General features: G+C 62.9%; 13 protein-coding genes. 5 read left to right on the top strand and 8 right to left on the bottom strand.

Features of this window, described 5'->3' with window-relative positions; translation table 11 throughout:
• The first annotated feature begins 79 nt into the window (after nucleotides 1-79).
• Complete coding sequence (gene nrdF, locus ACX80V_RS16565) at nucleotides 80-1,054, top strand: class 1b ribonucleoside-diphosphate reductase subunit beta (protein WP_024368367.1); 975 nt, start codon at nucleotides 80-82, stop codon at nucleotides 1,052-1,054.
• A gap of 157 nt (nucleotides 1,055-1,211) precedes the next feature.
• Here nrdF and ACX80V_RS16560 read toward each other — a convergent pair whose 3' ends face one another.
• The 7 genes from ACX80V_RS16560 to ACX80V_RS16530 all read right to left on the bottom strand — a co-directional run bounded on the left by ACX80V_RS16560 (nucleotide 1,212) and on the right by ACX80V_RS16530 (nucleotide 7,044).
• Nucleotides 1,212-1,613, bottom strand: coding sequence for a hypothetical protein (locus ACX80V_RS16560; RefSeq protein WP_485844058.1), 402 nt, complete (start codon nucleotides 1,611-1,613; stop codon nucleotides 1,212-1,214).
• A gap of 500 nt (nucleotides 1,614-2,113) precedes the next feature.
• Entirely contained in the window at nucleotides 2,114-3,649 is a 1,536-nt protein-coding gene (locus ACX80V_RS16555) for an HNH endonuclease signature motif containing protein (RefSeq protein WP_485844057.1), read from the bottom strand.
• A gap of 233 nt (nucleotides 3,650-3,882) precedes the next feature.
• A complete protein-coding gene (locus ACX80V_RS16550; RefSeq protein ID WP_485844056.1) occupies nucleotides 3,883-4,473 on the bottom strand; it encodes a hypothetical protein in 591 nt (196 codons plus the stop codon).
• Between the two features lie 37 nt (nucleotides 4,474-4,510).
• A complete protein-coding gene (locus ACX80V_RS16545) occupies nucleotides 4,511-5,278 on the bottom strand; it encodes an SCO1664 family protein (protein WP_485844055.1) in 768 nt (255 codons plus the stop codon).
• Nucleotides 5,278-5,832, bottom strand: a complete 555-nt coding sequence (locus ACX80V_RS16540) for a DUF3090 domain-containing protein (RefSeq protein ID WP_485844054.1) — start codon at nucleotides 5,830-5,832, stop codon at nucleotides 5,278-5,280. Before ACX80V_RS16540 ends, ACX80V_RS16545 begins: the two co-directional genes overlap by 1 nt.
• A 24-nt stretch (nucleotides 5,833-5,856) precedes the next feature.
• On the bottom strand, nucleotides 5,857-6,549 hold the full coding sequence (locus tag ACX80V_RS16535) for an MSMEG_4193 family putative phosphomutase (protein ID WP_485844053.1): 693 nt from the start codon (nucleotides 6,547-6,549) through the stop codon (nucleotides 5,857-5,859).
• 132 nt (nucleotides 6,550-6,681) lie between these two features.
• Complete coding sequence (locus tag ACX80V_RS16530) at nucleotides 6,682-7,044, bottom strand: UBP-type zinc finger domain-containing protein (protein WP_485844052.1); 363 nt, start codon at nucleotides 7,042-7,044, stop codon at nucleotides 6,682-6,684.
• Nucleotides 7,045-7,288: 244 nt separating this feature from the next.
• On the opposite strand from ACX80V_RS16530, the gene ACX80V_RS16525 reads away from it, so the two are divergent.
• The 4 genes from ACX80V_RS16525 to ACX80V_RS16510 all read left to right on the top strand — a co-directional run bounded on the left by ACX80V_RS16525 (nucleotide 7,289) and on the right by ACX80V_RS16510 (nucleotide 11,574).
• Entirely contained in the window at nucleotides 7,289-9,055 is a 1,767-nt protein-coding gene (locus tag ACX80V_RS16525; RefSeq protein WP_485844051.1) for an NAD(P)/FAD-dependent oxidoreductase, read from the top strand.
• Nucleotides 9,039-9,905: a hypothetical protein gene (locus ACX80V_RS16520; protein ID WP_485844050.1), complete on the top strand. Its 867-nt coding sequence runs from the start codon at nucleotides 9,039-9,041 to the stop codon at nucleotides 9,903-9,905. The genes ACX80V_RS16525 and ACX80V_RS16520 overlap by 17 nt, the downstream gene beginning before the upstream one ends.
• A gap of 374 nt (nucleotides 9,906-10,279) precedes the next feature.
• Entirely contained in the window at nucleotides 10,280-10,774 is a 495-nt protein-coding gene (locus ACX80V_RS16515) for a hypothetical protein (RefSeq protein WP_485844049.1), read from the top strand.
• Nucleotides 10,775-10,836: 62 nt separating this feature from the next.
• Nucleotides 10,837-11,574: a VOC family protein gene (locus ACX80V_RS16510; protein ID WP_485844048.1), complete on the top strand. Its 738-nt coding sequence runs from the start codon at nucleotides 10,837-10,839 to the stop codon at nucleotides 11,572-11,574.
• Nucleotides 11,575-11,600: 26 nt separating this feature from the next.
• Here ACX80V_RS16510 and ACX80V_RS16505 read toward each other — a convergent pair whose 3' ends face one another.
• Nucleotides 11,601-12,680 (bottom strand): PDDEXK nuclease domain-containing protein, encoded by a 1,080-nt coding sequence (locus ACX80V_RS16505; RefSeq protein ID WP_485844047.1) that lies wholly within the window; start codon nucleotides 12,678-12,680, stop codon nucleotides 11,601-11,603.
• Nucleotides 12,681-12,696 lie beyond the last annotated feature (16 nt).

The following is a 12,696-nucleotide window of genomic DNA, read 5'->3' as shown; positions in this document are numbered from 1 at the left end:
TCTTGACAGTACGACGGCGGGCGCCCGCCCGCCGTCGTACGCTTAACTTCAAAGAACAACCCAACTTTTAGGGGATGACATGACCGAGAAGGTCAAGCTGCTTAGCCACGTCGAAGCGATCAACTGGAACCGCATCCAGGACGATAAGGACGTAGACGTCTGGAACCGTCTGGTCAACAACTTCTGGCTGCCCGAGAAGATCCCACTCTCCAACGACGTGCAGTCGTGGGCCACGCTGACTCCGGACGAGCAGCAGCTCACCATGCGCGTGTTCACCGGCCTGACGCTGCTGGACACCATCCAGGGCACCGTCGGCGCCGTGTCGTTGATTCCGGATGCGATCACCCCGCACGAGGAAGCCGTCTACACGAACATTGCGTTCATGGAGTCCGTGCACGCCAAGAGCTACTCCTCGATCTTCTCCACGCTGGCCTCCACCAAGGAGATCGACGAGGCATTCCGCTGGTCCACGGAGAACGTGAACCTTCAGAAGAAGGCCCAGATCGTCATGGACTACTACCAGGGCGACGATCCCCTGAAGCGCAAGGTGGCCTCCACGCTGCTGGAGTCCTTCCTGTTCTACTCGGGCTTCTACCTGCCCATGTACTGGTCCTCACGGGCCAAGCTGACGAACACGGCCGACCTGATCCGCCTGATCATCCGCGACGAAGCCGTGCACGGCTACTACATCGGCTACAAGTTCCAGAAGGGCCTGGAAGGTCTCTCCGAGGAGCGCAAGCAGGAGATCAAGGACTACACGTTCGAGCTGCTCTTCGAGCTTTACGAAAACGAAGTCCAGTACACTCACGACCTCTACGACTCCGTTGGCCTGGCCGAGGACGTCAAGAAGTTCCTGCACTACAACGCCAACAAGGCGCTGATGAACCTGGGCTACGAGGCCATGTTCCCGGCTTCCGTCACCGATGTGAACCCGGCCATCCTCTCGGCCCTGTCGCCGAACGCCGACGAGAACCACGACTTCTTCTCCGGCTCGGGTTCTTCCTATGTCATCGGCAAGGCCGTTAACACGGAAGACGACGACTGGGACTTCTAGTCACGACAGTTTCCAGGACCTGACAACAAGGGACGCCGCACGTTTTGTGCGGCTTCCCTTGTGCGTTGGAGGACGGGTGGGGGGGGGTCTTCCTCGGCATCGGATGGTGCACGTCGAAGACCAGGACACCCTGCCGTTTTGAGATCTGGCTGGAGGCTTAGCCGAGAATTTTGTTGACGATGGCCGCGTAGCGGGAGACAGAGAGGTCGGCGCCGTCGGGAGCGGTGGTGAACACTGCCGTGAGAGCGACTATCCGATCGCCTTTGAGGGTGTGCAACATGTGGTTCGCGTCCTCACTGGTAGGACCGAATTCGTAAAACCTCGCCGTGTCGCCAACTCCAGAAATGTCTCGCCTGGTCCATCCAGGGATGGAGTCAGGAGCAATTTTCTTGTAGAAATCGCGCGTGTTTTTCCGCACACCGATTGTTAGAGAGTTCGGGGTGCTTATGGTGTGGTTACCCATGACGAAGGAGCAGATCACGCCTTGCACCGCGCCGTTTGTCGTGCTTTCAGCGCCGAGGCTGGACTTTCCGATAGCGGCATAAATTTCAGGGCCCACGTGTAGTGCCGCACAGGCTTTGGCCGCAGAGGGATCGACATCAAGTGCTACCGCGTACGGCTTTGACTCTGAGGCAGCGGGAGTAGCAGCGGGGGCCGAGAGGCTAGATTCCGCAGTCGTAGCCGGTAAAGCCTATTTCTGCGATCGTCCCCGAGCACCCGCTGAGGAGGGCTCCGGCCGCCAATAGACCGGCCGCACTGGTGATTCGACTTCGCATAGTCCCCCCATGTTGTCCATCTGGTAGTGCCGAGCATAGTGCTCGATCACTTGGTGTGTCTCCAGCCGTGTTAGCCGACCTTCTTCGACAACAAGGGCCACTAAGTTGGAACAACGGCTTCTTCCATTAGTCGAAAATCTTCCGCTAACACAGCGGTCAACATTCCGGAATGGTCCTATAGTGAACGGAATCTCACACAGGTCAACGTGGATCCGCCCCCCTGGACAGACGGTGGCGCAGCGGAGCCCACGGCGGTCGAGGCCCGGTAGGTTCGTCCGGCAGCTCATCTTGCACTGAGGTACGCGCGAAGGCAGTCTTCTCCCGCCGATGGCGGCATCCAAACATAGTCCACGGTCCCGCGCGAGGCAGGGGACCGCAGTGCATACGGCCCAGGCCGGTGCCCCTCGCTGGCTCGTGGCCCCGGTGAAGACGGCCAGAGCGGTGGTTCCCAGTCCTGGTGTTCACTTTTGTATTTGCGCCCTGATGGTGAGACCCAGCCGGGCGGCTCATTCTTTGTTGCCGGCGTCGGATTCCAGCCGCTGGCGTGTCTGAGGCTGTGGTGCCGGCGACATGGCTGTCCAAGGTTGCTGATCCCGGTGGTTCCGCCGTGATGCCAGGCCAGGAGGTGGTCTGCCTCGTTGTCCAGGGAATGGTTGCTGCAGCCGGGGAACGGGCACTTACCGTCGCGCATCCGGAGCCAGTTCCGCATGGCTTTCGTGAGCCGGTAACTCGTGCGGCCGATTTCCAAAGGTGCCCCATCCCGCGGATCAACCAGCACCCGGTGGAACGAGTCAACTCCGTTGGCCACGAGATCCCTGGCCATGGAGGCGGGGATGGGCCCGTACCCGTCGAGCATCGCCGGCTCCGCGGTCACGCCGAGCAGGGAGAAGATGGGAACGGTGATCAGGACCTCTGCCCGGGGCGTGGGGATATCGGCAAGCCCGGGTGCCCCCGCCCTGGCCCCGGTCCCGCTGCTTCCGATGCTGTTGCGGCAGCGGGTGCAGCCGCTGTCGCTTCGCAGGGCTGCCGTGGCGAAGGCGTCTGCCCTCAGCTGCGTGAGCGTCCGGTCCTCCTGGGGACCCTGCAGGCCCCGCGCGATGGCGGTCATGCGGTTCCAGATCGCAGCCGCCTGGTCCGCGGGCAGGTAGGCGGACATCCGCGCCATGCCGTCCTGCTCCGGAATATACTCCAGGCACCTGTCCTCGACGCCCTTAGCATGGCGTTTTTCTATGCTGTCCGGGTGGTGGCGTTCCCGCCAGGTCCGGGCTTTCCGCCGGAACCTGTAGGCGGGCATCTCGCCGGCCGGGCAACCGGGGGCAGGACTGGGCGCGTCAGAATCGAGGAAGTGGGCTTCCAGTGCCTTGGCTGCGTCGCGGTCTAGGGTGGCGGTTTCGTCCACCATGACCCTGGCGTGCTGCCACGAAACCGTTCCCGCCTGAAGGGCTGCAAGGGTACGTGGCAGAGATGTTGCCAAAGCGTAGGATTGCTCCAGCAGCGCGCCCGCGGCCCGGTCGCCGATGGCCAGTACACAGCCCACTTCGGCCGCCATTGCCATTTCCTGCGCCTGGACCGGCATGTTCAGAGGTGCTGCCAACCGCGCCGAGTCCGCATATGTAGCGGCTGCCTCCGCCTTCAATGCCGCGATCCGAGCCTCAGCCCGTGCGATCCCGGCAAGGATGTCCAGGCATCCGTCAGCAACGACATCCAGAGGGTCGGAGTCCGGGGGCGACCCGCAACCGGATTCAGCCACCTCGTCGCGAAGCGTGGCAACAGCGGCGTCTATCGCCTCAAACGCCTTTGCCACCACTTCGCTTGCCATGTACTCATTATGGAAAGGGGGTCTGACATTTTGCGTGGGCGCTAACTCGCTGCTGGGCCAGGATCCTCGGCCGCCCAAAGCAATTGCCTTGAGCGGCCGTCGGGGGTTTCGGGTCCGTGTAGGTGACGAACGCGTCATCCATACGAGCCAAGTCGACGTCCTGCTCGTGGTTATTGGCAGCGTAGTGCATCGACGCGACGTCTACGATATGTAGCCGTCCACTTCCCTGCCTGTCAGGACATCGATGGCCGCTGTCGGTTTGCCCTTTCCACACCCCGGATGATGAGTTCCCCGGCTAGTCCTAATCCAATGAGGGCCAAGAAACTCCCGTTCCGGGCGGAACTTGCGGCAATGTAGGTGTTCTGCGCAGCAGTGACAGTCGCTATGTCATTGGCGTACCAGCCGTTGACAACTGTTTGTTGCGGCGCACCCTTCGTCTCGCCATTGTTCATGGTGTTCTTCAGATCGGCCGCACTGAGCTCCGACTTCCAGTCGGAAGGGCTGCTGCCGCTCTGAAAGCCAGGATTGTTGGCCAACCAGGTGATGACCATGAGCATTGCCAGCACCGAGCCCAAGATGATCCGGGCGCCGTTGGCCGACCGGAGCCTCGCTAACTTCTGGCGCTTGGCCCTCAGCTGCGGTGCATGGTCCGGTGTCGGCGGTACGTCCGGCACCGCGTTTCCATCGGATGTTTCATAAGTAGTCATTTCCCCATTTTCATAGTGCTGTTGTATCCGCCCTGATTTTGGACAGAGAACCTTTTGAATAAGCTGCAGTTCCGGCCCGCCCCGCGAGTCCTGCACGGTAACCGTTCCGACGTTCAACGTGGAGCATCCTGAGAAGCCCGTAGCCGTGATTCCCTTAGAACAACGGCCAGGGCACCGCCGACATCTCACCGCTCGGAGCCGGGAACCGACGCGCCAAGCGCAACCGGGCGCAGCGCGCGGCGACCGACGCAGTTTCTTCGGCGCTGAGCAGGTCCGCCAGGTTTCGGCCAAGCTCACCGTTCAGTCCTTCGCTGACACGATCGATGCCCTCAAGTTCCTCGACGGTCAGAGCGTCTCCCAGCCACCCCCACAGCACCGTACGCAGCTTGTAGTCACGGTGAAAGGTAAGCCCGTGGTCCACGCCGTGCCGGTGTCCGTCCGTCATGGCAAGGATGTGATCGCCTTTACGGTCGGCGTTGTTCACGACTATGTCGAACACCGCCATGCGTCTGAGCGCCGGAGAGCCCTCGTGTATGAGGGCGACCATCCGTCCGTTCTCATCCTGACCCTCGAGGACGTGTTTCCAACCGATCTCCGGTACGTCGTCCGACGCAACGAGGTCCACCGCGTTCTGGTCGGGGTCTGTCTCCTGCCACAGCTGCACCATCCCTTCGCCGAACGGACCATTGCGCAGCCAGGTGCGTGGCACCACGTTCCAGCCGAGGACCTCCGAAACCAGGTAGGCGGCGACCTCCCGGTGGGCAAGGCAGCCGTCGGGAAAATCCCACAGCGGTTTCTCCCCGGCTATCGGCTTATAGACGACTGCCGTGTCCCCGATGCTGCCCAGGAAGGTGGCGTTCGACGCCGTCGTAATGCGCCCAGTGAGCGTCAGCTCGGCCGTAGACAGGTCGGGCGCCGGCATCAGACCTCGGGCCGAGTGCAGACGTGCCCGTCGGCGTCTACGGGGTAACCGCAGAGCGGGCACGCGGGACGCCCGGCGCCCACAACCTCACGCGTGCGCTTAGCGAATGCGCGGGCGGTGCCAACCGGCATCCGCACCTGCAGCATTTCGGGCACGTCAGCGTCGTCCTCATCAAGCGACTCGTCGTTGCCATCAGCGTCGACATCGGTGATCGGGTAGGCCTCTATCACCACCTGCGCCGTCGTCGGGTCCCAACCTAAACTCATGGCGCCGGTCCGAAACTGCTCCTGAACGGCCTCGAGCTGGTCATTGTCAACCAATTCAGTGGGGGTACTGGTGGGAACGCTGTGGGGGTTGCCCTCGACGGTGAGAAGGTGGTCCAGAATTTCGTTGATTTTGTCGGCGAGCAGAGCCGACTGCTGCTTCTCCAAGGCGATACTTACGATCTGAGTCCCCGCCCGCACCTGCAGGTAGAACGTGCGTGCCCCCGGAAGGCCAATGGTGCCAACGACGACCCGATCAGGCCAGGCAAACTCATGAACACGTGTAGGCATATGAGCATTTTAGGCATATGAGCTTCATGGCGCCCCATGCCCTGCACCGCCGCCCACCGGCGCATCGCCGGAGTGGATGCCGTTGGACAGCCACGACAGATCCCCCGCGTCGGTGTTGACCGCGTAGACGCTTGGCCGACTGGCTCCGAAGCGCACGATCGATACGGAGGCAGGGCCTATATTAATGCGTTGGAACAGGTCCAGGTGCATGCCGAGCGCGTCGGCGACGACTGATTTGATGACGTCCCCGTGACTCACCGCCACCCATACGGCTCCTGGCCCGTACTCGGCTTCGAAGGCTGCATCGTGGCGTCGAATTGCTGCTACGGCCCGAGCCTGCATCGCGGCCATGGATTCACCGCCGGGAAAGGTGACGGCGGACGGCTGCGATTGCACAGCCGACCACAGATCTTCGGTTGCGAGATCACTGAGGGTGCGGCCCTGCCACTGGCCGTAATCGCACTCGGTAAGATCGGATTCCAACGGCGCGTAGGGAGTGCCGGCCTGGCAATCAAGGATGACTTGGGCGGTCTGCTGACAACGCTCGAGAGGGCTCGATACCACCCCAACTACGGGCACGGCCGCGAGCCGCTCTCCGGTCAAAGCCGCCTGCTCGCGCCCGATCTGGTCCAGGCTGACACCGGCGGCCCGACCGGCCAGCAGTCCAGTGGCATTGGCTGTGGTGCGGCCGTGCCGCACGAGAATAACTGTCGCCATCCACCAAGCCTAACCATCCGCTCGACGGCAGTGTTACCCACACTTTGGAAATTTGCTGTTGCCGGGAACCAGGCAGGCCGTTCATCCTTCACCGAATCCCGGCGTCAGTGCGCTTGGTTCTGGGTCCGCCGGTCACCGATGTATGCGCTCTCGCCAGTCTGCCGGTACCTTGTCCGCCGGTGCAGGTGCCGGCTGCTCCGGTGGTCTGGACTGAGGACCCGGAAGCCGCGGGCCGTGGAAGAACTTCTTCGTGGTGTGCTCGTAGAACCAGTCCTCCCCGGGCTCAAAGGACCTCATGACGGGGTGACCGACGGTGCGCGCGTGGGCACTGGCATGCTGTGAGGGTGATGAATCGCAGCATCCGATGTGGCCGCATTGGGCGCAGCGGCGAAGATGTAGCCACCATCCTGGGCCGTCACCGCTGAGGCACTCCAGACACCCTGTTCCACTGGGTGTGGCGGCGAGGCTGATTCCCGGAATAGGGCGATCCTCCATGGGCTCCTCCATTTCCATCGCTCCGGTTCTGCTCAGGTCATCCCGCTTGCCCACCGTCGGGAGCTATTCTGGCAGAGTCTCCGCGCCCTTGGAATGACAGACTCGAGGCCACAACCGGGCCCGATACAACTCCGACCCCGGTGGCGAAGGACCTTCCCAGAGACAACGCGCACCCCTTGTCCCCAATGTCCAAGCGCGAGTATCGTGGGCGCCACCGAACCATTGAACCGGAAAGACGGCGGCCATGGATCACTCGGTTCCGGTCATGCTGCTTGCAACCACAGACCCGACCTCTCGGCGCATTCTTGAAGATGAGTTACGTCGACGCTACGGTGCCGACTACGAGGTGGTGACCTGCGCCGACTACGCCCACGGGCGGGCGGTGCTTGAGGGGCTCCGGCGCTGGAATCGCCCGGTCGCCCTCATACTCGGATGCTACGGACCGGCTGACCGCGCTGGACTCGAATTCCTGCGGCGTGCCTATGGCTTTCACCCGGCAGCCAAGCGTGGTGTTGTGGTGATATGGGGTGACTTCGCGAGCGCCCCTACTGTGTTCCGGGCGATCGCGCAGGGGTACGCCGAATTGGTGATCATACGTCCCGAACGATTGCGCGACGAAGAATTCCATGGGGCGATTACCGACGCTCTCGACGACTGGCACCTGGCCCAGGGGGTCGGGTTTGAGGCGGTCCGGCTGATCGGGGAGGTAGGCGACGAAAGGACTCATACGTTGCGCGACTCCTTGAGCCGAAACCACATCCCGGTGGTTTTCCACCCTGTCGGGTCCGAGACGGCGGAACGGACGCTGGAGAGTCTGGACCTGCGCGACCCCATGCTGCCGGTCATGGTGCTGGAGTTCACCGTTCCACCAATTGTCCTCGAGAACCCCAGTGACCTGGAGATCGCCGAAGCGATGGGGGTGACGCGACCGCCACCGGCGGACAAGATCTTCGATGTAGTGGTCGTGGGGGCCGGCCCCTCAGGTCTCGCGACCGCCGTGTATGCCTCCTCCGAGGGCCTCTCCACCATGGTGGTGGAGGGAGAGGCTGTGGGAGGCCAGGCCGGCACCAGCTCGTTGATCCGCAACTACCCCGGATTCTCCCGCGGTGTGAGCGGCGCCCATCTGGCCTACCGCTCATTCCACCAGGCCTGGACTTTGGGCACGGACTTCCTGTTCCTGCGCAAGGTGGAGGGGCTCGGCGTGGACGGAACATTGTATGCGGTGTCGATTTCCGATGGCAGTGTCGTGCGGTGCCGCACAGTGGTGGTGGCCACCGGCGTGGACTACCGTCGCCTCGGCATACCTCAGTTGGAGGATCTGGTCGGCAGAGGCGTCTTCTACGGGGCCACAGTCTCCGAGGCGCCGTCGATGGCCGGAAAGCACGTCTGTGTCGTGGGTGGCGGCAACTCGGCCGGTCAGGCGGTACTGCACCTTGCGAAGTACGCGAAGAACGTGACGCTGTTGGTGCGCGGACCCACTCTGTCGGTCAGTATGTCGGACTACCTCATCTCCCAACTTGAGGCCACCCGGAACGTTGCGATCCGCTATGGCAGCGTGATCGTGGGGGCCCGCGATCGGGACGGATTCCTTGCCGCCGTCAAGGTCGCCGCACCCGGAGCCGCCGACGCAGCCCCGAGCGAGGAGATCGAAGCGGGCGGTTTGTTCGTGCTGATCGGTTCGGTGCCGCGGACCTCCTGGCTGCCCGACACCGTAGAGCGTGACCCAGCCGGTTTTCTGCGCACGGGCGCCAGCCGGGAAGCCAGTGACGACGGGTCCTTCAGGCCGGATAGGTCGCCATTGGCGCTGGAAACCAGCATGCCCGGCATTTTCGCGATCGGCGACGTGCGGGCCGGTTCGATCAAGAGAGTGGCTACCGCAGTCGGGGACGGCGCCACCGTGGTCTCGATGCTTCACACTTACCTGGCCGAGAACCCCCTGCCTGCCTCGCCCCCTGCCCCTGGTGAGGCAGCCGCACCCGAGGAGCTGCCCGGTGATGTCCGCTTCAACTGAGGTCACACCGTTGATTCCGCCGATGCGGTGGCTGCTCTACGTCGCTGCATTCCTCGTGTTTCTTGCCGGGCTCGTGCTGTTCGTGTTTCCGCTCCGGACTGCGGAATGGTTCGCGTGGACAGTCAATCCGCCCATGACCGCGGTCTTCCTCGGGGCGGCATACTGGTCGAGCGCCGGCCTGGAGGTGACGGGCGCCCGCTCAGCGAGTTGGGATTCAGCGAGGCTGGCAGTCTGGCCCGTGTTCGTCTTCACAACATTGACCTTCGGAGTCACCCTGCTTCATCTCGAGCGCTTCCACCTGTCCTCAGACGCTGCCCCCCTTGCCCACGTAGCCACCTGGGCGTGGCTGGCAATCTATGCCGTCGTGCCCGTGGCGATGTTCGTCATCAGCTGGATGCAGATCCGGTCCTGGCATCCTGCCCCAAATTCCGTAGCGGCGGGACGGCCGGTGCTACCCCCGGCGCTCCGGCTGCTCCTGGCGGGCATCGCCGGGGTACTGCTGTTATATGGCGCGGCGCTCCTGGCTGTACCCATTCATGCCGCGACGTGGTGGCCGTGGCCACTGTCCGAACTCACAGCGAGGGCGATCGGAGCGTGGCTGGTCGGTCTTGGGTGGGCGGCCGCGCAGGGCCAATTGAGCGCCGACCTCCGCACCGTCCGCCCTGTGGCCCTAACCTCCGTTGCCTTCGTCATTCTGGAGGCGCTTGCCCTGCTGCGGTATGGCGACGCCCTGACATGGCCGAGCGTACCGGCGATCGGCTTCGTAACCGTCCTGCTTGCCATTGGAGTGGCCGGCGGATGGGCACTCGCACTATCCCGTTCGCCGGTAGCCCGGGCCGGAACTACGTGAGCGACCATCCCTCATAGGCTTGATCTTCCGGACTGGTCGCAGGCGACTACCTGATGGCTCGACCCAAAGGACTGGGACGATAAGTACGGCCCATGGGGGGACACCTTCCGACTACACGCCGCGGTTCACCGTCATGACCAACATCCAGAGCCCGACCGGGCTCCGCGTTGGCGGCGTCGTCTGCGCCATCTTCGTTGTAGTGGGCATCGCCTGCTGGTACCTCATCGCCACCACCGGACAACCGGTCACCGAAAAAGGCATCCTTTTCTTGCTCGCCCCCATGCGAGCCTCCTATCCAGGAGTTTCTCTTGACAGGCCTACGATCAGGAGGCTCTTATCGAGTACCTACATGAATAAGAGAGGGGGTGGTGGCTATGCCTGCCATCCAAACTACCCCGGGGAACCAGGCCCGCCTCCGGACCGGATCCGCTCTCATGACGCTTGCCGGACTGGCCTTCGTTGCGTACGCCGTAGTCTTCCTGGGACTTAACTTTACGGGCGCCTTCCTTGAGCTGGGCATCGGCCCCGATCAAGTGGACAAGGGGATGGCGGAGGTCGAGGCGTTCAGCCCACAGCTGCATCACTACATCACCCACCTGCACATTGCGCTCAGCGGCTTCATCGCTGCGACAGGGCTGGCCATCGCAGGCCTGTCCTGGTACGGGGTGCGCAGAGGAGAAAGGTGGGCTTTCGCCACAGCCGTTTTGGTCCCGACCGTCGGACTCGCAGTGGCCCTCCCCGCACATTACCCATGGGGTCTGGCCACGCTTGGGCACCTCGGCCCGGTCTACCTCGCTGTCCTGATTTTCCTGGCAGGGGTCGGGGTAGCCTACAGCGGACTGCGAAGCCCTGCGATGAAACACGACTAGGAATAGCCCGAACCAGGGTGTGCCTCCCAAATCGGTATTACCTGGGTATAGGGTCGGGTGCTATGGCGCTGCGACTCGTTCAGGTAAATTTCAAGGCTCGGGATGACTCGGCCCTCGGCCGGTTTTGGGCGGAGGCGCTTGGCTGGGGTGTTTCCAGCGAGGGACCCGGAGTGACCAATGTTGAGCCCGTGGGCTTTGCCTGGCCGGACCCCAGCGCCGTGTGCGTCGATGTCGTCACCGTCCCGGACCCCGAGACAGTGAAGTACCGCGCGCACCTCGATCTAGCCACCACCTCTGCGGCCCATAAGGCGGGTCTGGTCGCGCGACTGTTGGAACTCGGTGCGACGCCCGCCGACGTGGGCCAGGGTGATGTGCCGTGGACGGTCCTGGCCGACCCGGAAGGCAATGTGTTCTGTGTACTGGAGCCGCGACCGATCTACCGGGACACCGGGCCGATCGCCACGGTGGTGGTCAACTGCGCGGATCCGCGGGCCATGGCCCGGTTCTGGGGCGAGGCTACGGACTGGACCCTGCACGAGGTGAACGACGATCATGCGAGGCTGCGTTCTGCCAAGGGCGTCGGGCCGTATCTGGAATTACTTCGCACGACTGGCGACGAGACCGTGTGGAACCGTGTCCATCTCGACCTGATGCCGTACCCGGGTGATGATCAAGCGGCAGAAGTGGCCAGGCTGCGGGCTCTGGGCGCTACTGACGCCGACGTCGGCCAGGGCGATGTGCCATGGGTGTGCCTCGCCGACCCGGAGGGCAACGAGTTCTGTGTCCTCACCCCGGGCTGACGCGGCGTCTTTCATGATGATTCCGGCTAGTTCACCGGATCTCCTGGTGAAAAGTCTTGCGAAAGCTCGGCTTCGATTTCGCTGATGCTGGGTAGCGTGGCAGCGAATTCCTCTGGCAAAGACGCCACAATCGCGGATTCCCATTCGGCGATACCGATCGGTTTCGAGAAGCCCCGCAGGGAGTACTCGGCCACGACGTTGTTCTTGGTTTTGCACAGGAGCAGTCCGATGGTCGGCTCGTCGTCAGTATGACCCAGGAGGTCGTCAACAGCGGACATGTACATGTTGATCTGCCCGAGATACTCCGGTTTGAAGGCGGTGGCTTTTAACTCCACCACGACGAAGCAACGGAGCTTGAAGTTATAGAAGAGCAGGTCAGCGAAAAACTCGTCGTCGCCGATAGTCAGCCGGACTTGCCGGCCGACAAAGGCGAACCCCTGGCCGAGTTCCAGCAGGAACTTTTCGACGTGCACCACGAGCTGTCCCTCGAGCTCACGCTCATTCCGCTGGCCTGTCATGGCCACGAAGTCGAAGACGTATGGGTCCTTGAATGATTGCTGGGCAAGATCCGAGTCCGCCGGCGGCAACGTCGCTTTGAAGTTGGTGATCGCCTTGCCGGAGCGTTCGTGGAGTCTCGTCTCGATATGGTGTGCCATTACGTTACGAGACCAGCCATTCTCGACGGCGGCAGCTGCGTACCAGAGCCGTGTTTCGGGGTCGTTCAGCCTTTGTATCAGCGCGAGGTGGTGGTACCAGGGCAGTTGTGCAAGCGGCGCTTGCACAATTGCCTCGCTTGGCCAGGTTTCAGCGAAGGCTCGCATGTACTTCAGGTTTCGCGGCGAGAATCCGGTTGCTTCGGGAAACTGCCGTTTGAGATCCACCGAGAGCCGGTCGACGATTCGGGCTCCCCAACCTTCGAGACTTTGGCGTTCCAAAATATCCCGCCCGATCGCCAGATAACTGCGCAGCATTTCCTGGTTCGCAGCGGCGATCGCCTTGGACCTGCCAGAACTGACTTTGCCCGTGACGGACGCCAACAAGTCCGGGTACCAATCCGGCAAAGTGGACGCCGTGGGTGTTGTTTCAAACGATGCTGGTGTCGACATGTGGAGCGGTACCTTT

The sequence above is a fragment of the Pseudarthrobacter arbutini genome (genome assembly GCF_054510915.1).
The sequence above is the reverse complement of the archived record's forward strand: the minus strand, read 5'-3'. Positions and strand labels throughout refer to the sequence as shown.